The 19,628-nt window shown below is 29.6% G+C and carries 24 protein-coding genes; 12 read left to right on the top strand and 12 right to left on the bottom strand.

Annotated features, from left to right (window positions below; translation table 11 throughout):
* Positions 1–4 precede the first annotated feature (4 nt).
* The 6 genes from NMSP_RS07805 to NMSP_RS07830 form a co-directional block, all read right to left on the bottom strand.
* A complete protein-coding gene (locus NMSP_RS07805) occupies positions 5–388 on the bottom strand; it encodes a hypothetical protein (RefSeq protein WP_086908212.1) in 384 nt (127 codons plus the stop codon).
* Between the two features lie 93 nt (positions 389–481).
* Positions 482–622 (bottom strand): hypothetical protein, encoded by a 141-nt coding sequence (locus NMSP_RS07810; protein WP_225971278.1) that lies wholly within the window; start codon positions 620–622, stop codon positions 482–484.
* Between the two features lie 88 nt (positions 623–710).
* A complete protein-coding gene (locus NMSP_RS07815) occupies positions 711–1,049 on the bottom strand; it encodes a hypothetical protein (protein ID WP_318779015.1) in 339 nt (112 codons plus the stop codon).
* 39 nt (positions 1,050–1,088) lie between these two features.
* Positions 1,089–2,405 (bottom strand): COG1361 S-layer family protein, encoded by a 1,317-nt coding sequence (locus tag NMSP_RS07820; RefSeq protein WP_086908214.1) that lies wholly within the window; start codon positions 2,403–2,405, stop codon positions 1,089–1,091.
* On the bottom strand, positions 2,405–2,995 hold the full coding sequence (locus NMSP_RS07825; protein ID WP_264080407.1) for an ABC transporter ATP-binding protein: 591 nt from the start codon (positions 2,993–2,995) through the stop codon (positions 2,405–2,407). Before NMSP_RS07825 ends, NMSP_RS07820 begins: the two co-directional genes overlap by 1 nt.
* Before the next feature lie 106 nt (positions 2,996–3,101).
* A complete protein-coding gene (locus NMSP_RS07830; RefSeq protein ID WP_192866171.1) occupies positions 3,102–4,289 on the bottom strand; it encodes an ABC transporter permease in 1,188 nt (395 codons plus the stop codon).
* 115 nt (positions 4,290–4,404) lie between these two features.
* On the opposite strand from NMSP_RS07830, the gene NMSP_RS07835 reads away from it, so the two are divergent.
* A complete protein-coding gene (locus tag NMSP_RS07835; RefSeq protein ID WP_086908216.1) occupies positions 4,405–5,307 on the top strand; it encodes an AsnC family transcriptional regulator in 903 nt (300 codons plus the stop codon).
* A 24-nt stretch (positions 5,308–5,331) separates the two neighbouring features.
* Positions 5,332–5,847, top strand: coding sequence for an NUDIX hydrolase (locus tag NMSP_RS07840; RefSeq protein ID WP_086908217.1), 516 nt, complete (start codon positions 5,332–5,334; stop codon positions 5,845–5,847).
* Positions 5,848–5,884: 37 nt separating this feature from the next.
* Here the strand turns inward: NMSP_RS07840 and NMSP_RS07845 are convergent, their stop codons facing one another.
* Entirely contained in the window at positions 5,885–6,862 is a 978-nt protein-coding gene (locus NMSP_RS07845) for a phosphate signaling complex PhoU family protein (protein WP_086908218.1), read from the bottom strand.
* Positions 6,863–6,925: 63 nt separating this feature from the next.
* On the opposite strand from NMSP_RS07845, the gene NMSP_RS07850 reads away from it, so the two are divergent.
* From NMSP_RS07850 to NMSP_RS07870, 5 genes are read left to right on the top strand one after another with little or no spacing between them, the layout of a single operon-like run.
* Positions 6,926–7,822 (top strand): pantoate kinase, encoded by an 897-nt coding sequence (locus tag NMSP_RS07850; protein WP_086908442.1) that lies wholly within the window; start codon positions 6,926–6,928, stop codon positions 7,820–7,822.
* Between the two features lie 5 nt (positions 7,823–7,827).
* Positions 7,828–8,568 (top strand): phosphopantothenate/pantothenate synthetase, encoded by a 741-nt coding sequence (locus NMSP_RS07855; protein ID WP_086908219.1) that lies wholly within the window; start codon positions 7,828–7,830, stop codon positions 8,566–8,568.
* Complete coding sequence (gene panB / locus NMSP_RS07860) at positions 8,561–9,376, top strand: 3-methyl-2-oxobutanoate hydroxymethyltransferase (RefSeq protein ID WP_086908220.1); 816 nt, start codon at positions 8,561–8,563, stop codon at positions 9,374–9,376. The genes NMSP_RS07855 and panB overlap by 8 nt, the downstream gene beginning before the upstream one ends.
* On the top strand, positions 9,369–10,607 hold the full coding sequence (gene coaBC, locus NMSP_RS07865; RefSeq protein ID WP_086908221.1) for a bifunctional phosphopantothenoylcysteine decarboxylase/phosphopantothenate--cysteine ligase CoaBC: 1,239 nt from the start codon (positions 9,369–9,371) through the stop codon (positions 10,605–10,607). Before panB ends, coaBC begins: the two co-directional genes overlap by 8 nt.
* The gene (locus tag NMSP_RS07870) at positions 10,607–11,452 is read left to right on the top strand and encodes a methyltransferase domain-containing protein (RefSeq protein ID WP_086908222.1); all 846 of its coding nucleotides are present in this window, start codon (positions 10,607–10,609) and stop codon (positions 11,450–11,452) included. The genes coaBC and NMSP_RS07870 overlap by 1 nt, the downstream gene beginning before the upstream one ends.
* 145 nt (positions 11,453–11,597) lie before the next feature.
* Here the strand turns inward: NMSP_RS07870 and NMSP_RS07875 are convergent, their stop codons facing one another.
* Complete coding sequence (locus tag NMSP_RS07875; RefSeq protein WP_086908223.1) at positions 11,598–11,789, bottom strand: hypothetical protein; 192 nt, start codon at positions 11,787–11,789, stop codon at positions 11,598–11,600.
* Between the two features lie 128 nt (positions 11,790–11,917).
* Here NMSP_RS07875 and NMSP_RS07880 point away from each other — a divergent pair, with 128 nt between their 5' ends.
* Together NMSP_RS07880 and NMSP_RS07885 are read left to right on the top strand one after the other, a co-directional pair.
* Positions 11,918–12,094, top strand: coding sequence for a DUF1059 domain-containing protein (locus tag NMSP_RS07880; RefSeq protein ID WP_086908224.1), 177 nt, complete (start codon positions 11,918–11,920; stop codon positions 12,092–12,094).
* 80 nt (positions 12,095–12,174) lie between these two features.
* Entirely contained in the window at positions 12,175–12,660 is a 486-nt protein-coding gene (locus tag NMSP_RS07885; RefSeq protein ID WP_086908225.1) for a hypothetical protein, read from the top strand.
* A 2-nt stretch (positions 12,661–12,662) separates the two neighbouring features.
* On the opposite strand, the gene NMSP_RS07890 is transcribed toward NMSP_RS07885, so the two are convergent.
* Entirely contained in the window at positions 12,663–13,727 is a 1,065-nt protein-coding gene (locus NMSP_RS07890; protein WP_086908226.1) for a M24 family metallopeptidase, read from the bottom strand.
* A 72-nt stretch (positions 13,728–13,799) separates the two neighbouring features.
* On the opposite strand from NMSP_RS07890, the gene NMSP_RS07895 reads away from it, so the two are divergent.
* A complete protein-coding gene (locus tag NMSP_RS07895) occupies positions 13,800–14,810 on the top strand; it encodes a DUF814 domain-containing protein (protein WP_086908227.1) in 1,011 nt (336 codons plus the stop codon).
* A gap of 73 nt (positions 14,811–14,883) precedes the next feature.
* Positions 14,884–15,162, top strand: a complete 279-nt coding sequence (sepF, locus tag NMSP_RS07900) for a cell division protein SepF (RefSeq protein WP_067959973.1) — start codon at positions 14,884–14,886, stop codon at positions 15,160–15,162.
* Here sepF and NMSP_RS07905 read toward each other — a convergent pair.
* Complete coding sequence (locus NMSP_RS07905) at positions 15,154–17,094, bottom strand: beta-CASP ribonuclease aCPSF1 (RefSeq protein WP_086908228.1); 1,941 nt, start codon at positions 17,092–17,094, stop codon at positions 15,154–15,156. The two genes, sepF and NMSP_RS07905, sit on opposite strands and share 9 nt — an antisense overlap.
* 7 nt (positions 17,095–17,101) lie before the next feature.
* On the bottom strand, positions 17,102–17,734 hold the full coding sequence (psmB, locus tag NMSP_RS07910; RefSeq protein WP_086908229.1) for an archaeal proteasome endopeptidase complex subunit beta: 633 nt from the start codon (positions 17,732–17,734) through the stop codon (positions 17,102–17,104).
* A 75-nt stretch (positions 17,735–17,809) separates the two neighbouring features.
* Between psmB and NMSP_RS07915 the strand changes: the two genes are divergently transcribed.
* Positions 17,810–18,874, top strand: coding sequence for a sn-glycerol-1-phosphate dehydrogenase (locus NMSP_RS07915; protein WP_086908230.1), 1,065 nt, complete (start codon positions 17,810–17,812; stop codon positions 18,872–18,874).
* A gap of 1 nt (position 18,875) precedes the next feature.
* Here the strand turns inward: NMSP_RS07915 and NMSP_RS07920 are convergent, their stop codons facing one another.
* Positions 18,876–19,607, bottom strand: a complete 732-nt coding sequence (locus tag NMSP_RS07920) for a peptidylprolyl isomerase (protein ID WP_086908231.1) — start codon at positions 19,605–19,607, stop codon at positions 18,876–18,878.
* Positions 19,608–19,628 lie beyond the last annotated feature (21 nt).

Genomic DNA, 19,628 nt, shown 5'->3' on the forward strand with positions numbered 1-19,628 from the left:
AAAATCACTCCAAATGTTTTTTTATTTTCTTAGTTGTCTCATATGCCAGATATCCAGACATTAATGAAGATGCTAATACATTAGCTATGGATAATTTTTTAGAGTTTTTAGATGATAGATTTTTTGCAGTGTTTATTCCACTGAATATTCCACAAGCAATTCCAATTAATACTTCAGGAGCATCATAAACTAAATGACCAATGGGGTTTACTCTAGGATCAATTTTATCTGTATGAACTAAAAATTTATCATCATATTCTCTGATATGCAAATTTCCATAACGATATTGTTTTAGAGCTCCATTTTTTTGTCCAAGGATTGTTTCTTCTGCTTCTTCAAGCATGAATTCACGTAACTCTTTAGGAACTTCAATTTCATCACCAGGCATAAGATGAATATACAATAATTGCTTATAATCCTAGATCAAAAAAAAATGTGCCTAGTTTTGATTCCATAGTAATTAATTCTCATTAATTTAATTTTACAAATTATTTTTTGTAAATAAAATAAAACTAGCACCAAATGAAATTAACATTATAATTCCAGGAATATATGCATAATTAAATTCCATATCAGGATGGTTTTGTTCGTGATAGTAATTAATCGCAAAAGTTAATATCAAAAAAATTACTCCAATAAAAGTTAGTTTTCTATGATTTTGCAATAATTATCAAATAATTAATTACTATATGAATTTAGAAAAATTAAGTTCAAGGATCTGTTTCTATTTCAGATAATTTAGTAATTATCTGCTCTAATTCTAATTTATTTTCATTTATGACTTGCTTTAAAACTTCAATTTCATTATTTATTTGATTGATATTGACATCATCAGAATTTTTAATTTTATTTTCTAATTCGTTTAAAATTTTTTGATTGTATTGATTAATTTTTTCTAATTCATTTTTATATTTTAATAAATTATCATATTGATCAGACATTTTGGAAAATTCTGCATAATTAGAATTTGAAATAAAACCTGTTGCAATTATTAAACTTCCTACAGATAATGTTATAATTAAAATAATAATTGTTAATCTCAGTTTCATTTCATCACCATACTATTTTTCCTGATTTAAAATTAGTTATTATTTTTGATTGTTCTTATTTTTACGCCTACGAATCATAAAGACCACAATTCCAATTACAATTATTATAGGAATTGCCACATATCCAGAATTAAAACTATCTTCTTCAACAGGAGAAATTTCATTAACTAAAATTGTAGTTTCATAGGGAAGGAAAATTTCATCCCTTACACTATCTTTGTATCTTACAGTAATTGTAACATCATGCTCACCATATTCTGGTTCACCCTCAAATTCTATTGGAATATTAAATGGAACTGGTGCATCTGTTTCGATTTCATCAATAAATTGAGTATTAGATTTAATGTTAGAATTATCGTTGGCATTAAGAGTTACAAAACCAAATAATGCATCTTCGTTTCCTTCATTGATTATTTCACCAATTACCATTTGTGTTCCAGATAATTCAATGACTTTTACATTGAAAACAGTAAGATCAATCAAACCTCGAATGTAGAAATCAAGAATTTTTGAAATAGTTTCTTTATCACCATGTGTATTATAATATGTAATAGATAATGGAATTCGAAGAGTATCACCTTTCAATGATTCAGGGACATAAACATCAGCAGTAAAGGAATCATATGATTTTGCACCAATATTTCCCAAATCCCAACTAGACTCAAGAATCAAAACATTCTCAATATTTGTAATAGATGCGGTATTAGATGAAAGTGATGTTTGTGCATTATCTATAGTAACATCAACTGCAGACATTGGTGCAGTTCCATCATTAACAATATCTATTAGAATATTATTTGATTTCAATGAAGTAAGAAATGTTTCAGATGCTCTAACGTTAATTGTACTATCTCCAGTTACTTTAAAGTCAAAAGTAGAAAATGATGATCTAACACCCGACTCTCTTAATCTGGAATAATCAACTTTAACAGTTCCAGAATATTGTTGAATGTCAATATTTTCATCAATATTTACATAAAAAGTCAAATGGAAATTTGTTCCAGCTAAAGAATTAGTGTTGGTGTTAGCATCAATTGTTGAACCAGGTCCATCTGAACCTGAAAATCCAAATGGTAATGAGAGTTTTCCTTCAATTCCAGTAATATCCTGAGTTCCTACATTAGCAAATTCAATTGTAAATGGAACATTGTTATCCCCACTACCAACTTCTATTTTGCTATTCAGTGTACCAAAATATGCATCTAATAATTTTACATCGCCAAAATCTCTTTCAAATGCTGAATCACCAAAGTTTCCAGATTGTATTGGTCCATCTTTCCAATCAGCAAATGAAGATGAAATAAACAATGGGGAAAGTCCAATTAAAAATAAAGTTAATAGCAATTTAGAATTCATTATACAGTAATCTCCATTGTTGAATGTTCTTCATCTTCAAATGCTTTACCATCTTTAATTGTAATAACTTTATCAACATCACCAAAATGATGCCTATCGTGAGTAACAATTACAAAAGTTTGATTAAGTTTTTTTGCCATTGATTTCATCAAATCAACAATTAGTTGTGATGTTACTGAATCAAGATTGCCTGTTGGTTCATCAGCTAAAACAATTGAAGGTTTGTTGATTAAGCCTCTTGCTATAGCTACTCTTTGAGCTTGTCCACCTGAGATTTTATTGGCTCGTTTTTGGACTTGATCCTCTAAACCAACTGCTTTAAGTAAATCTCGAGCTTCTTTTTCAGAACTTGAATTAGTTCCAGCAATTTGTATTGGCAATAATATATTTTCTAAAACTGAAAGATCAGATAAAAGGTTAGAAAATTGAAAAATAAAACCTAATTTCTTATTTCTGAAAGAAGAAATTTGATCATCATTAAGACTAGTAGTATTTGTTTCATCAATGAAAATTTCACCATTTGTTGGGCTATCTAAAAGCCCAATCATATTCAATAATGTAGATTTTCCAGATCCTGAACTTCCAACAATTAAAACAACATCACCTCTTTCAATTGAAAAAGATACATCATCTAGAGCTTTAACTTCATTGTCTCCGTCACCATAAATTTTGGTTAAATGATTAACTTCAAGTACTTTAGCCAGTTCTCATCGCCTCCACAGGTAGTAATTTTGTTGCTCTATACGATGGGTATAGTGAAGCAATGATGGCTAAGATGAATGATGCCAGAGCTGTTTGAATAATTTTTTCCCAATTGTAACTAACTTCAAGTGGCAAACTGTTATTGAAAGACATTTTTGTTTCTTTTGCGTAAATTGTGTATCCTAATCCAGTAGCAGTTCCAACTCCAGCACCAATTGCCCCAATTAACATACCTTGAAAAATAAAAATTATCAAAATATCTTTTCTTTTTGCACCAATTGCTCTCATTACACCAATTTCCTTAGTTTTTCCATTTACTAACATCATTTGAATTGTGACAATTGCAAATGCTGAGGACATCATTCCAAAGTAACCAATCATGTTAATCATTGCAATACCAGATCTAAAACCAGCAAGTTGTTGTTCAGCAGATTCCTCAATAGTTTCTGCTAGAAAATCATCATTTGGAAATGATAGTAGGAAGAATTCTTTGACTTCAAATGCTTTAGTTGGATCATTTAATTTTACCATAATTGATCCTGTCTGACCTTCTCTATTTGTCATATCACGTAATGTGTCAATATGTATAACTGCACTATAATCAAATCCTTGACCACCTGGTGATTTTGCAATTCCAGATACAGTAAATCTTTTTGTTTGTTCTTCACCCCATCTATCAATAATTGTAACTTTGACATTATCACCAACTACAGCTCCTCCAAGATCATTTGAAACAGTATTTCCTAAAACAATAGAATTTCTTGAGAAAACATAAGTTCCTTCTGTGACAGTTTCATGAACAGTTGATGCTCTAATGTCATTGAATGGATCAACACCCACTACAGGTATTCTAGTTTTTTCAATTAAATTTCCATTCTTTGTTATTTCCATTTCTGCTGTTGCTGAAAGCCGGGGAGTCGCCGCTACAACATAAGAAATTCTTTCAAACCAACTTACAATAGACGAATCAGATTTATCGATGTAGTCATCTTCATTGGTTACAAGAATATCGCCATTACGATATTCACTGATATCTCTAACAATTGCATCAAAAAGTCCCTGAAAAATTACAAAATTTACGTGAATAACTAAAATTCCGATTGTTACAGCTAAAACTGCACCGATCAAACTACCTCTTTTGTTGAAAAGCATTCTTTTTGCTAATTTCATTCGGTAATCCATGAAATAATTCAAAAAGTCTGATATTTAACATATATCTTTCCTAGTGCTAAATTACAGACAATTTTATATCATATTAGTTATTTCTATATTTTATGGAGTCACAATAAGTGATAAAATGGACAATTTTGATATACAGATTCTAAGTAGATTATTAAACAATTGTAGAGAATCTGACAGGCAAATAGGAATAGAATTAGGAATGTCTGGAGGAGCTGTTAACTCAAGGATACGTAAAATGCAGAAACTAGAGATTATTGAAAAATTTGTAGTGAAAGTTGAACCACCAGTCTTAGGATACGGTGTGTTGTATTTTGTAATATCAGGAGAAAATATGAAAGAAGTATTAGAACAAGTTAGCTTAGTAGGAGAACCTCATTTTGTGGCACCTTGTGTTGGTGGAATTACAGTTTGTAGTATAATTGTAAAAGAAAATTTAGAACAAAAAATCGAACTTGCGAAAAAACTAATGAAGGATTTTAAAGTATTATCAATCTTTGAAGCAGAAAATCCAGGATTTAAAACAAATCTAACAAAAACAGATTTACAAATTTTAGATGAATTAATAAAAGATCCTAGAGAAAAAATTGAAACTCTTGCAAAAAATACAAGAATGTCAACAAAAACAATTACAAGATGTATTGACAAATTACAAAAAAATGAAGGAATTCAATTTACCACAGTATATGATCCTAAAAAAATAAAAAAATTTATCCCATATGCAATCATCACATGGATTGAAGGGGATTTAAAAGAAACATTAGAAAGAATGAATAAAGAATTTTCTAATGCATATTTACAAATTCCTTTTATTGCAAAAAATCAAATTGTCTTATTTTTGTATAGTAATAATATTTACAAAATAGATGAACTAACACAAAAAGTCAGAAATCTTAAAAATATTAAATCTGCAGATCTATTTATTCCTAAAAAGATTTCATTTTACGATAACTGGATAAAAAAGACAATTATAGATTTTAAAAAATCATCTAAACTACATTTGACGTACCAAACAAATTAAATAATAACAGTATTCAAAAACAATGTGAAAAAAGAAAAACTGTACAAAGGAAAATTATTTGAATTAAATGCATATTATATGAAAGTAGAGCATAGAAAAGTTCGTAGAGAAGTTATTGAACATCCAGGTGCTGCTGCAATGCTTGCTTTTGATGAAAAAGGTAAAGTTTTGCTAGTTAAACAACATCGATATCCACATGGTTATATTCTAGAAATTCCAGCCGGTACTTTAGAAAAAAAAGAGAAACCAATTGATTGTGCCTATAGGGAATTAATTGAGGAAACGGGATATGAAGCCAAAAAAATGACTAAATTAATTTCATATTTTCCATCAGTAGGCTATAACAAAGAAGAAATTCATATTTTTGTAGCATCAGGTACAAAAAAGAAATTTGATTTAAAATTAGATAATGATGAATTCATTACTGTTGTAAAAATGGATATTAAAAAATTAATTGGAATGATAAAATCTGGAAAAATTATTGATTCCAAAACAATTTGTGCAGTAATGGTTTACGCTGCAAAGAAAAAATTATTGTAATTATTCTTCACAAGTATTCATTAAAAATAATAATATTTTATTGATAACTTGGTTTAACCAAATCAGTAATATCAGACCAGGATTGTAAAATCTTTTCAAACATATAGATCAAATCAAACAATGGCAAAGATATTTGCTTCTCACTTTCTAAAGAGGAACGTATTTTTGTAATTTTTGCAGAGTTAGTTTTTTGTAATCTAATTGCATTAATTGCAAGCATTCTATTATTAGAAATAAATGAATCAATTGATTTAATTTGTATTTCGTCTATGTCTTTTGCAAAATCATATAATTTTTTTAATTCGTTTTTAGATAAATTTGATTTAATCAGTGATTTAGATAATTCTACAACTGTATCACCTGCTATTTCAAGCGTGTTTGCAGCAATTCTGTAATCAAGAATATCAATATTTTCTAAATTAAAAATTCCAGCTAGTCTAGTATCCATTATAGTACTTCGAATTAATCTTACAAGAAGAAAATATTGTCTATTAATTTCAGCATCACGATTTGCAATTGTTTCAAGATTTGTTTTATCCCCATTTTTTAATGCTAATACAACATCATTAAACATTCCAAGTGCAATTGAACTCATTCGTTTTAAGATATTTTGTGGATTGATTGATGTTTCATCTAGTAAGAATTGAACGGAGATATTTGTTGCATCTTCGTCAATAATTTCTAGTCCAACTAATTTTCTCATTGAACCACGAACATTTTCTCTATCATTAATTGAGATTGAGGATTTTCCCACAATACGTATTATGTCAAATCCTAAAAGATACGCACCTGTAATTGTTGGCACAATACCCTCACCTTCTGATAAAGGATATGAAATTTCAACTTCTTTTGAAGGCCTCTTACTTAGTTGTGTTCTAATTGAGAGATTATTTTGATTTGTTTCGATTTCAACTTGATTACTTTTACTTAGTTCATTTGCATCAATCCATTCTTTTGGAAGAGAAACAAGAATACTGCTACCAATTTTTTGTAGGCGTCGAGTGAACGTAGTCAATTTATATTAATTTAAATTATTTAAGCCAAGTATTAATATTTTCCAAATATCTCAAATTTGATCATTATGGCAACAGCATTTTGTCCAGCCCACATCACAGGTTTCTTTAAGGCTGAATTAAGCAAAAAAGATTCAAAACAATTAGGCTCACTGGGTGCAGGATTTTCCATAGAAAAAGGTGTAAAAACTACAGTTACAGTTAGAGAGAAAACAAAACATGACATTTCAAATTTTACAATCAAAGTCAATGGTTTTGAATCAGGAGATATGAAAGTGTCAGAATTAATTCTAAGCAAATTTTCGGCAGAAGGGAAATTTGTAAATATTATACACGAAATTGAAGTTCCTGTTGGATATGGATTTGGATGCAGTGCAGCAGTTGCATTATCACTTGCAATTGCATTAAATGATGCATTAAAATCTAAATTATCTAGAATTGAAGTTGCACAAATAGCACATGATGTTGAAATAGAATGTAAAACAGGATTAGGAGACGTTTTAGCATCATATCATGGTGGATTTGAAATTAGAGACAAACCAGGTGCACCAGGAATTGGACATGTTCAAAAAATTAATTTAAATAAAATTTCTATAATCATGATATGTTTTTCTCCAATTTCAACAAGTAAATTTATCAAAGAAAGATTATCAGAAATTAATGGTCTTGGTGGAAAAATGGTCAATGAATTATTGGAATCAAAGAATTATGAACATTTTCAAGAAATGTCTTTAGAATTTGCAAAATATGTAAATGTGATGACACCTAGAATGCAAAAAGTAGTCAATGAATTATCAAATAATAATATTAAATGTGGTATAGCATTATTTGGCGAAACAATTTTTTCAATGATTCCAAAAGAAAACGAAGAAAATGTTTTAAAAATCTTAAAAAAATTTTCGGATGGAATAATTATAAAATCAAAATTAGATGATGTAGGTGCTAGAATTCTTAATAATTAAAAAATATGACTACAATTCCCAAATCACATCCAAGATTAAATTCTCTTTTAATTCGTGAAAAATTAGTAAATGGATTTGACAACAATTTGGTTGCCAAAGAGGGACTTTTAGCTCACGGACGAGGCGAGGCATTTGATTATCTCATAGGTGAAAAAACTTCAAAATCAGCTAAAGAAGCAATAAAGGCTGCAGCAATTATGCTCAAAAATGCAGAAAATTCAGTCATTTCAGTTAATGGAAATTTTGCTGCATTGTGTCCAAAAGAAATTATTCAATTAGCAAAAAATACAGATTCAAAAATTGAAGTAAATTTGTTTTATTCAACTGAAAAACGTAAAAAAGCAATTACTGAGATTTTAAAAAAATCAGGTGCAAAAGAAATTTTTGGATTAAATAAAAAATCATCTATTAAATTATCAGGGATTGATAGTGCACGAAGAATTGTAGATAAAAATGGAATATTTTCAGCAGATGTTGTATTAGTTCCATTAGAAGATGGCGATAGAACAATTGCATTAAAAAAAGCAAAAAAGAAGATCATTACATTTGATTTAAATCCACTTTCAAGAACTGCCCAAACAGCAGACATTACAATAGTAGATAACGTAATACGTGCAATGAAATTACTTGTAAAAGAATCAAAAAAGAGTATACGGGGGAATTCTAAATATAATAACAAAAAAAATCTTCAAGTATCAATTTTAGAAATTAAAAAAAATTTAGAGAGACAAGCAAAAAATGTATAAAAATATTCAAAACATTTTAGAAATGAAAGGTAAAGAAAAAATTACTGTTTTAACTGGGTATGATTCAACAATGGTTGCATTATGTGATCAAGTTGATGTAATTTTAGTTGGTGATAGTGCAGGAATGGTTATGTTGGGATATGAAGATACTTCTTCAGTTACTATGGAGGATATGATTAGATTTACAACTGCTGCAAAAAATGGAAGAAAAAATTCATTGATTGTTTCAGATTTACCAATTAATTCATACAAAACTGAGAATGATGCAATTAGAAATTCATTAAAATTAATTGAAGCTGGTGCAGATGCTGTAAAATTAGAGGGTGGAAAAGAAGTTGCAGAAATTATTAAATCGATTACAGAGGCAAAGATTCCTGTCATGGGTCATTTAGGACTATTACCACAAACTGCTCAAAAATATACAGTTCAAGGAAAAACAAAAGAGAGTGCAATTGAATTAATTGAAGATGCAAAAATAATTACAGAATCAGGCGTATTTAGCATAGTTTTAGAGATGGTTTCCAGTCAAGTTGCAAGAATAATTACAGAAAAAATTTCTGTCCCTACAATAGGAATTGGTTCTGGAAAATTTTGTGATGGACAAGTTTTAGTTGTTCATGACATGTTAGGATTATTTGAAAAAATTAAACCTAAATTTGCAAAAAGATATCTATGTTTATCTGACGAAATAAGAAATGCCGTAAAATCATATGCAGTAGAAGTTAAAGAAGAAAAATTTCCATCTATTGAACACGAATTTCAAATGGATGAGTCAGAATATACTAAACTGAGGGAACACATTGACTAAAAAAGAATTAGAACATCCATCATTAGATATAGTTGAATCAAAAGGAACAGAACTTTCTGGCAGAAAAATTGTTTTGTGTGTTTCCGGAAGTGTTGCAGCTTACAAATCAATTGAATTAGCAAGATTACTAATGAGACATGGTGCTAAAGTTACATGTGTAATGAGTGGTGCTTCAACAAAAATGATTCAGCCAGATTACATGAAATGGGCTACTGGAAATGATGTTATTACAAAATTAACAGGTAAATTAGAGCACATCAATATTGCAGATTATAAAAAATCAGATCTAATTATTGTTTATCCTGCAACTGCCAATACATTAGGAAAACTTGCAAATGGTATTGATGATACACCAATTTCAACAGTACTAACAGTAGGATTTGGATCTAAAACACCAATTCTAATGGCTTTAGCAATGCATGCATCAATGTATGAAAATGCTGCAGTAAAAAAAAATATTTCATTTCTAAAAAATAAAATAGATTTTATTACACCAAACATGATTGAGGGAAAGGCAAAAGTATCAGAGCCAGAAGAAGTTCTTGATTATGTTTTAACGAAATTTGGTTTATCATCAAAATTACATGGCAAAAAAATCTTGATAACTGCTGGACCAACAATTGAACAAATTGATCCTATAAGGGCAATAACAAACCAAAGCTCAGGTAAAACAGGAGTAAGTTTAGCAAAAGAATTAGTGTCTTCAGGTGCAAAAGTTACATTTGTTTATGGACCAGGAAATGAAAAACCACCAAAAGGTGCTAAAATTATCAATGTTGTAACAAGTAAAGAAATGCACACTGCAGTAAAAAAAGAATTGAAAAATAAATTCGATATTGTCATTATGGCTGCTGCAATATCAGATTATGTTCCAAAAAATCCAAGTAAAAAGAAAATTAAAAGTTCAAATACAAACCTCACAATTAATCTCAAAAAAGCACCTAAAATTATTGATGATATTAAAAAAATACAGAAAAATGTTCTACTTGTTGGTTTTAAAGCTGAAACAAATGTTACAAATATTCAATTAATTAAATCAGCAAAAAGAAAATTAAAAGATTCATCATCTGATTTAATCATAGCTAATGATATTGGAACAAAACGATACAAAAAAAATTCTCAAAATAATCAAATTATAGTTGTAGATTCAAAAAGAAGTATTGTGTCAGGTTGGATGAAAAAAGAAAAAATTGCAAAAATTATAAAAAAACAAATTGAATTAAAATTATAATGAAAATAATTCATTCTAAATATAAGCAAAGAAATATGAAAATTTGGAACGAGGTTGCTCCAAGATATCATAAAAGATGGGCAAGTGTGAATAAAGGTCCATTTCAAAGTACAAAAAAATTAATTGATATTGTAAAAATTGATAAAAAAAATTTGGTATTAGATGTTGCATGTGGAACAGGAGTAGTAACAAAACAAATACAAAAAAAAATTGGCAAGTGCGGATATGTAGTAGGAATTGACACGTCAACTACTGCAATTAAAATTGCAAAAAAATGGAATGAAAATAATAATAATTTAGATTTCATCAATACTGATGCAGAAAATTTTGCTTTTTCAAAAAAATTCGATATTATTACTTGTCAATATGCACTATTTTTTTTTCCTAATGCTCAAAAAGCATTAAAAAATATGAAAAATAGTCTCAAAAAATCTGGTAAAATAGGAATTTCAGTTCATGGAAGTAATGATAATGTACCATTTTTTAGTAGTATTTTAGATTCTGCTGTAAAATACATTCCAGATTATGTTCCACCAGGTACACCAGATTTAGACCGATTTGGAAACAAAACTGCATTAAAATCAATTGTTAAGAAAGCTGGATTTTCAAATATTGTTGTAAAAGAATTTATTTTTAATTACAATCCAGGAAAATTTGAAGATTATTGGAAGAATTACATAAAATACATTGCAAAACCTCTAAAAGAAAAACTAAATGCATTGGAATATTCTAAACGTAAAGAATTTAGAAATTCTGTAAAAGAGAAAACATTGCAATATACAAAAAAGAATGGTGAAATCGTTTTTCCTTGGCAAGTTTTAATTTTAACTGCAAAAAATAATTAAGATTGTTATAAATTTCTCTAGTTCATTTATTGAATGTACCAATTTATTATTATTCCAGTTAATGTAATTCACTTTAACCGATCATAGTGATGAGAAGAACAGGAGTCATTTTAGTACCTTTACCGCTTCTCATTACTTCCCTGTTTTAATTAGAATTAATAAAAACTCTAGAATTAGATATCGTTATCATTTCTACTGCTTTAATTGACATATTTTCTTTTTTAGAAATTTCTATAATTTCTTTAGTGTGTTCATCCTGAAGATGTTTTAGAAATTCACTTTCTTCAATATTATTTTGTTTAAAATTGCATGTAGTAAAAATACAGTTAAAATTCAATAATACTAATAATTTTTTTCTAGTAAAAAAAGTCTACATAAAATTAAGTTTTGAAAAACAGGTAATTTCTTAAATCTAGGCATAAAAATTAACGAATTTCCTAAATAAGCGGAAAAAATTACAAAAATATGACAAAGTCAATTAGTTGTAAAGATGCTGGAAAAGATTGTAATTGGTCAGCATCAGCAGAAAGTGTAGAAGAATTAATGTCTCAAGTAACAGAACATGTCTTAGCAGAACATAAAGAAATTAAATTAAATTCAGATAGCATTACAAGTATCAAATCATTAATCAAAGATGATTGATTCAGAATATTGATAAAAAATTGGTTAAATCAGTTTAGTTAATAATAACTTTAGATTTATGATATTTTACAGGGATTTAGATGGGTAAAAAAGATAAAAAAGAAGAACAAAAGCCAAAAAAGAATAATCTTAAAGCTTTTCTTAAAAAAAGGGCTCCACTATATCTTGCAGGAATTGCGTTAATAGTTATTAGTGCAAACGGTGTTTTATCAGAAAAACATCTAGATGATTTTTTAATTGATCTTTCAGAGGAGGAACAAATTGTAGTAGATATTTTAATGCAATATAATGGTCCTAATGAATCAGGATTAAATGTAAAAGATGCAATTGAAAATAAAATAAATGAAGAATATCCCAATATGAAAATATTTGATGATAGAAATACTAGAATACATGTAGTCGTAACAAATATCACTTTAGAAGAATATCAAGTAATATTAAATTTCAAATCGGATAAAGGTAATGATATTAATTATGATTGGAATGTAAATATCGATTCTAAAGAAATTAAATCAAATAACCCTGAATCAAAATATATCATAAACTTGGTAGATTTTTACGATTAGATTTAGATTGTTAGTAGATCTTTTGTAAATTTATGCATTACAATTGGTTTATTCTTTACAATAAGAGAATCCTCTATTCGAATTCCAAATTTATTTTCAATATAGATTCCAGGTTCTACTGTAATAGCCATATTTTCTTTTAATTTAGTATTACTTCGATAAGAAACAGTTGGAAACTCATGTACTTCTAATCCAATTCCATGTCCAGTTGAGTGAATAAAATATTTACCATAATTTTTTTCTTCAATGTATTTTCTACATGCATCATCAACATCTTTACAATCAACATTTGGTTTTACAGATTTGAGACCAAGTTTTTGTGATTCTTTAACAATTTCATATGCTTCATTAGCTTGTGAAGAAATTTTTCCTAATGCAAAAGTTCTAGTTGCATCTGAAACATAACCTTTGTATCTTAATGTTAGATCTGTAACAACAAGATCACCTTTTTTGAATTTACGTTGACTTACCTGCGCATGTGGTAATGCCCCATTTGGACCTCCAGCAATAATTAATGGATTAAGAGTTGATTTGTAACCAGTATCAAACATTTCCTGCTCCATAGCATATGTCATCAAAATTGTTTGTAATTCGGATTCTTTTTGTCCAACTTTCATTTTTTTAGAACAAATTTCAAACATTTCATCAATAATTCTAGATGCTCTTTTTAAGATCCTAATTTCTTTTTCATCTTTTATAATTCGAGCATTGTAAAATGGTTCTGTAGAAGATGTAATATTTGAAATCGATTTTTTTAAGCTAATCATCGTAGAATAATCCTTACAATCAGTACAAACATGATTTTTCTTTATTTTGTCTATAAGAGTAGAAATTAATCCAGATCCGCGTTCGGCAGTAATCACATCACAATCTTCGGACTCATCTTTAGCTCTACCAACTTCAAGTTCTGGAGCAATAATGGTAGTTCTTCCATTTTTTTCTAATAATCCTATAGCTTCCCCCCAAAAACCAGTCATATAGAAGAGATTTTCAGGCTCAAATGTTACCAATGTATCACAATCTATCTTTTTAGCATATTTTAGAAGATTTTTTCTTCTTTGTTTCATAACAAAATATTATATTTTCTCAATTTATGTATGATGCAAAGTTTGTATAAGGAAATTTGAAAATTTATTATCGTGACTGAAGAGAAGAAAAAGAAAGTTGTTGCATTACTTTCTGGTGGGTTAGACAGTCAACTTGCAATTAGGATGATGCAAGAACAAGGTTTTGATGTTTCTGCAGTTGCAATAAAAACTCCGTTTTGTGATTTTGATTGTGGAAGAGGATGTGGTTTTGAAATTAGAGAAAGAGCCGATGATCTTGATGTAAATCTAAAAACTGTTTATCTAGGTGATGAGTATATTGAGATGTTAAAAAAACCAAAACACGGAATTGGTGCAGGATTTAATCCATGTGTTGATTGTAGATCTATGATGTTTGATGCTGCAAAAAAACACATGGAAGATATTGGTGCAGAATTTATTATTTCTGGTGAAGTATTAGGACAAAGACCAATGAGTCAACATGCACCAGCATTGCGTACAATTGAAAAAGAATCAAACTTGGTTGGAAAGATAGTAAGACCACTATCTGCTGCATTATTACCAGAAACAATTCCTGAAAAAGAAGGTTTAATCAAAAGAGAAAATCTTGGAATGATTGAAGGAAGAACAAGAAGAAATCAATTAGATATGGCAAAAAAATATGGGATTGAAGATCCACCAAATGCTGGAGGTGGATGTTTGTTAACAGAACCACAATTTGGAGTTAAAGCTAAAGATTTGTTTGAACATACAAAAAATCCAACAATAAATGATATTGATTTATTAAAAATTGGAAGACATTTCAGATTAGATGAAGAAACAAAATTTGTTGTTGGAAGAAATGAAGATGAAAATGAAATGATAAAAGCAATTGCATTACCAAATGACATATTACTGGAAGCTAAAGATTTTGTTGGGCCTGTTTCAATTTTACGTGGAGTAAATTTAAAAAAACATCTTGAATTTGCATCATCAGTGACATTGAGATATTCAGATGCACCAAGTGATAAAACAGCAATTGTTTCAATCAAACAAAACGAGTCAGTTGAAGAAATAATTTCAAAAACAGCAAAAGAGGAATCATACATTCGATTTAGAATGTAGGCGTGAAAAATTTAAAAAATTAGTTAAAACTAAGGAAGAGTTTTTGAGGGAGTAGATCTCATTTTTAATTATAATGCAGAAGCAAGAAAACCCTACATATCTCAAAGCAATCACAATTAGGGATAGTAGTGATGTACATTCGATTAAAGAAGATATCAAAAAAGGAATAATTTTGATACTTAGAGTCACACCGTTGGCACAAAAAGATGTGGATCAATTACGAAAAGTAGTGGAAGAACTGTATTCGATTGCTAAAACAGCTGATGCAGATATTGCAAGATTAGGTGAAGAAAGAATTATTGTTACTCCATCTAGCATAAAGATCTGGAAACCAGAATACGATTTAAAATAATTTTATAGCTTCTTGTACTTGAGGGTAATGAGCAGGAAGTTTGAATGTTCGTCTAATATTCATTGCAAGATTTTCTGATTTTGAACGTTCACCGTGATTAACTAGAACACGACGAAGTTTAGGTCTTAGTCTTTGTACAAATGACATTAATTGATTGTAATCACTATGTCCACTGAATCCATCTAATTTTTCAACACCACAATTTACAGAAACAACTTCAACTTTACCCTCTTTTCCTAACATAGATACTTGTTTAGAACCATCAAGAACACGTCTTCCCAAAGTTCCATTTACCTGATAAGAAACAAACACAACTTTATTTTTTGGATCAGGTGCAATATTTTTAAAATATTCTAAAACAGGTCCGCCTTCTAGCATTCCAGATGTAGCTAAAATAATACATGGAGAGTTTTCTCGCATTGGTTCTTCTCTTGCGTCAGCATGTTCAATATTTGTAAAATATTCAGAATCAAATGGATTATCATCAGTTTCTAAAATTTTCTGCTTTAATTCTCGTGCAAGGTATTCAGGATAAGATTCATGAATTGCAGATGCTTCAGAAATCATACCTTCAGTAAAAACTGGGGCCTCAACCATTTCACCTGATTTCATATAATGATCAATTACCATCATAATTTCTTGTGCACGACCAACTGCAGGAATTGGAATCAAAACTTTACCTCCATCTGCCAAAGTATTGTTTACTGCATTGATAAAGGAAGATTCCACTTGTTGTCTTGTAGGTTGTACATCTTCTCTGAGACCATATGTACTTTCAATTAGTAATGTCTCCACTCTAGGAAAATTCCAACTTGCAGCTTCAAACAAAATACTTTTTCCAAATTTAATATCTCCAGAATACACAAAATTATGATCACCATTTCCAATATGGAAATGACATAATGCAGAACCAAGAATATGCCCTGCGTTAGCAAGAACTAATTTTATGTCAGGTGAAATATCAGTTACAGTTCCATATGGTAAAGTAATTGTTTGTCGCATTACTTGTTTAACATCTCTTTCAGCGTACATTGGAGTTCTACCTTGTGCTGCTGCAACCTTAATTGCATCTAATTGGATCAAATTCATCATAGGTAATGTTGGTTCACTACAGTAAATTGGACCTTTGTAACCATATTTGCATAATGCCGGTAAAAATCCTGTATGATCTAAATGAGCATGTCCAATTACTACAGCATCAAGTTCATCTAATGTAATATCTAATGAATCAAGTCGTGGGTATGAATCCATTGGAGAACGAGCGCCAGGATTAATTCCACAATCAACTAAAATTTTACTTTCTGGTGTAGATAACAACATTGAGGATCTACCTACTTGACCAAAACCGCCAAGAGTGTGAAGAGATACCTCAGTTCTTTGTGATAAACGAGGTCTAAAAATGTCATCACCAACTTGTTTCATTTGTTTACTTCTTTCAGTAGAAGCCTGTTTTAGAGTTGAATTAATTGTTTGAATAGTTCTAGATGGAATTGTAGTAGCTTTTCTAATTCTTAATCTCCATCCAATTTTTTCTGTTAAATCTGCATGATTGAATTCTTTAGCATTTCTTTGTAACAACCAAGGTCTTTTTGCTTCAATTGATACTTCACCAGTTGAAGTATCAAAAAGAGTAGCTTGTAAGTTAGCTTCATCTGGTACATGTTCAGCAATAATTTTTCTACATTCATCCTCTGGTTTTCTTATAGATTCATCAGTTCGAATAACAATTCGTTTTTTGATAATATTAACAAGTTTTGAAATTGTTTCATTATTTTCTAAAAGATATCTAGGTGAATTTGTATAAAGTGCAATTCTTGGTCCTTCATATTCTATCTTTGTAATACTAGCTTCCTTTGGCATACTTTGCAGTATGGTTGCCATTATATTCTGGCTGCTAGGAGGTAATTCTTTTGGAGGTTGTTTTTTTTGCATTAAATCACTAAAGTTCGATAACTGCTTTCTTTTGTTCACCGGTCAATAGACGGAATCCATCTTTGTCCATTACTGCGATGTTTATTCCATCACCAGTACCAATGTTTCTAACGATTGCAGCTTTAACAGCTCTTAAAGCTATTTTTTTTGCCTCTTCAACTGTGAGGTCATTTCTATATTCTTCTTCCAATAAACCATAAGCCACTGGAGATCCACTTCCAGTTGTAACATAAGATTTCTCTTCAACAGAGCCAAACATATCAACATTAAACAATGCAGGACCACTTGCATCATATCCACCTAATAAAATATCAGCCATGAAAGGATATCCTCTATTTTGATGAAAAATTAATGAACATAGTCTTGCTAGAGAGTGGATAGATATTGAATTTTGTTTATCTACTCTGTGTAAATTAGAATGATATCGTAAAACATCTACAATGTTTTGGGCATCTGCAACACCGCCTGCTAGAGTTAAACCTGCATGAAGGTCAATTTGTTGAATTTTCATTGTGTTATTATTTGCAATAAAATATCCAGCACTGGCTCTCATATCTGCGCACAAAACAACACCATCTTTTGCCTTGATACCTACAGTGGTAGTCCCATGCAAAATTTTTTCTTCAATATTCGTAGACAAAATACACCTTTTAAGATAAAGTAAATGTCATGTCACCCTTTTAAATAACTTTTTGATCCTTTGAAATGATAAATAATGAGGAAAAAGGAGGATCGCATGCAATCTCACACAATGGAATTACCCAGATTAATAGAGATCGGGGAGAAAAATATCGAAGACTTTGGAAAATTCCTATACTCGTTAAATAAGCCAAAAAAAGTTTCATTGATTAGTGGAACAAATGTTCAAAATGTTTTAAAATCTAAAATAGAAAAATCATTAAAAATTAAAAAAATTCAACATATTTGGCATACCTCAATTGACAATCAAATAAAATCCATTGATATAATTCAAAAATCTGTTAAAAAAGATAATTCAGATTTAATTGTAGGAATTGGAGGAGGTCGTTCAGTAGACACTGCAAAACTAATTTCATATAATTTATCCATACCATTTGTTAGTTTACCAACTGCTGCATCACATGATGGAATGGCAAGTCCTTTTGTTTCTGTAAAAAGTGACAAACCTCATTCTATTGTAGCATCAGCTCCATTAGGAGTTTTTGTAGATATAGATGTAATTAAAAAAGCTCCATCAAAATTATTGGCTAGTGGTTGTGGAGATCTTATTGCAAATATTATAGCGGTAAAAGATTGGCAATTAGGTCATAAAAAGAAAAAAGAATACTATGGAAGATATGCTGCAGATTTAGCTATGATGAGTGCAAAAATTGTTATGGAAAATTCTTCAGAATTTTCACGTAAAGGAACAGACCCTCGAGTAATTGTTGAGGGATTAATTAGTGCAGGAGTTGCATCATGTATTGCTGGAAGTAGTAGACCATGTTCTGGTGCAGAGCACCTATTTTCACATGCGCTTGATAAAATTGCTCCAGGAATTGGGCTTCATGGAGAAAAATGCGGGATTGGATCTATAATGATGGCAAAATTACAAGGACAAGATTGGAAAAAAATCACTAAGACATTAAAAGATGTAGGTGCACCGACAACTGCAAAACAAATTGGAATTGAACCAGATAAAATTATTGAAGCTTTGATAATGGCACAAGGGTTAAGACCTCAACGTTACACGATTTTAAAAGAAAAAATTATGACTAAAAAAACAGCATTGAATCTGGCAAAATCAACTAAAGTAATTTAATTTAAGCAGTTTTTTCTTTTGCTTCAGGTTTTTTTGTAGGAGTTTGTTTGTTGACATGAGTTTCAACAAAACTAATTTTTTCTAAAGTATTAACAAACTTGAAAATATCCATTTGGATGAAATGTTTCATTATTTGTAAACCATCTGCTCGTAAAATATCCTCAGGAACTGTAATACTAGCTTCTTTATCTTTCAAATCAAAAGCAATTTTACTATCTTCAACTGGAAGTCGTTCTTTTAGAATTGCATCAACTTTATCGTTTGGTGTGTCTAAAGCTTTGAGTACGTTGACATCATAAAGAATTGTTTTTCCTGCGTATCTATGATTATAATCAATTTGTACTCTGCCTGAACCAATAAAACGAATAATTCCTCTTTTATTATCAACTTCAATTGTATCACCAACTGAAACCTTTTCAGCATCTTCACCAAGTTTTCTTAGTGGAATCATTCTAACTTTAGTAGAATCTCTTGCACCAAAACCTTTGTCTGGTGTAACTTCAATTGTGAGTTTGTCTCCAACTGATGTTTTTGCTAATGCTTCATCAAATCCTTTTAAAACAGGATAAGATGTTTCACCAATTGAAACTAGTTTAGGATGATATTTTGCATTTTCTTCATGAAGTGAATACTTTTTTGCATCTGCTTCAATAGTGGTATCAAATACCTCATCATCATCTTTTACTTTTGCAGTATAATCAACTAGAATTAATGAGCCTTTATCAAAAGTCAATGTGATCGTTTTCGAATTTCC

Source organism: Candidatus Nitrosomarinus catalina (assembly GCF_002156965.1).
GTDB classification, from domain to species: Archaea; Thermoproteota; Nitrososphaeria; order Nitrososphaerales; family Nitrosopumilaceae; genus Nitrosopumilus; species Nitrosopumilus catalinensis.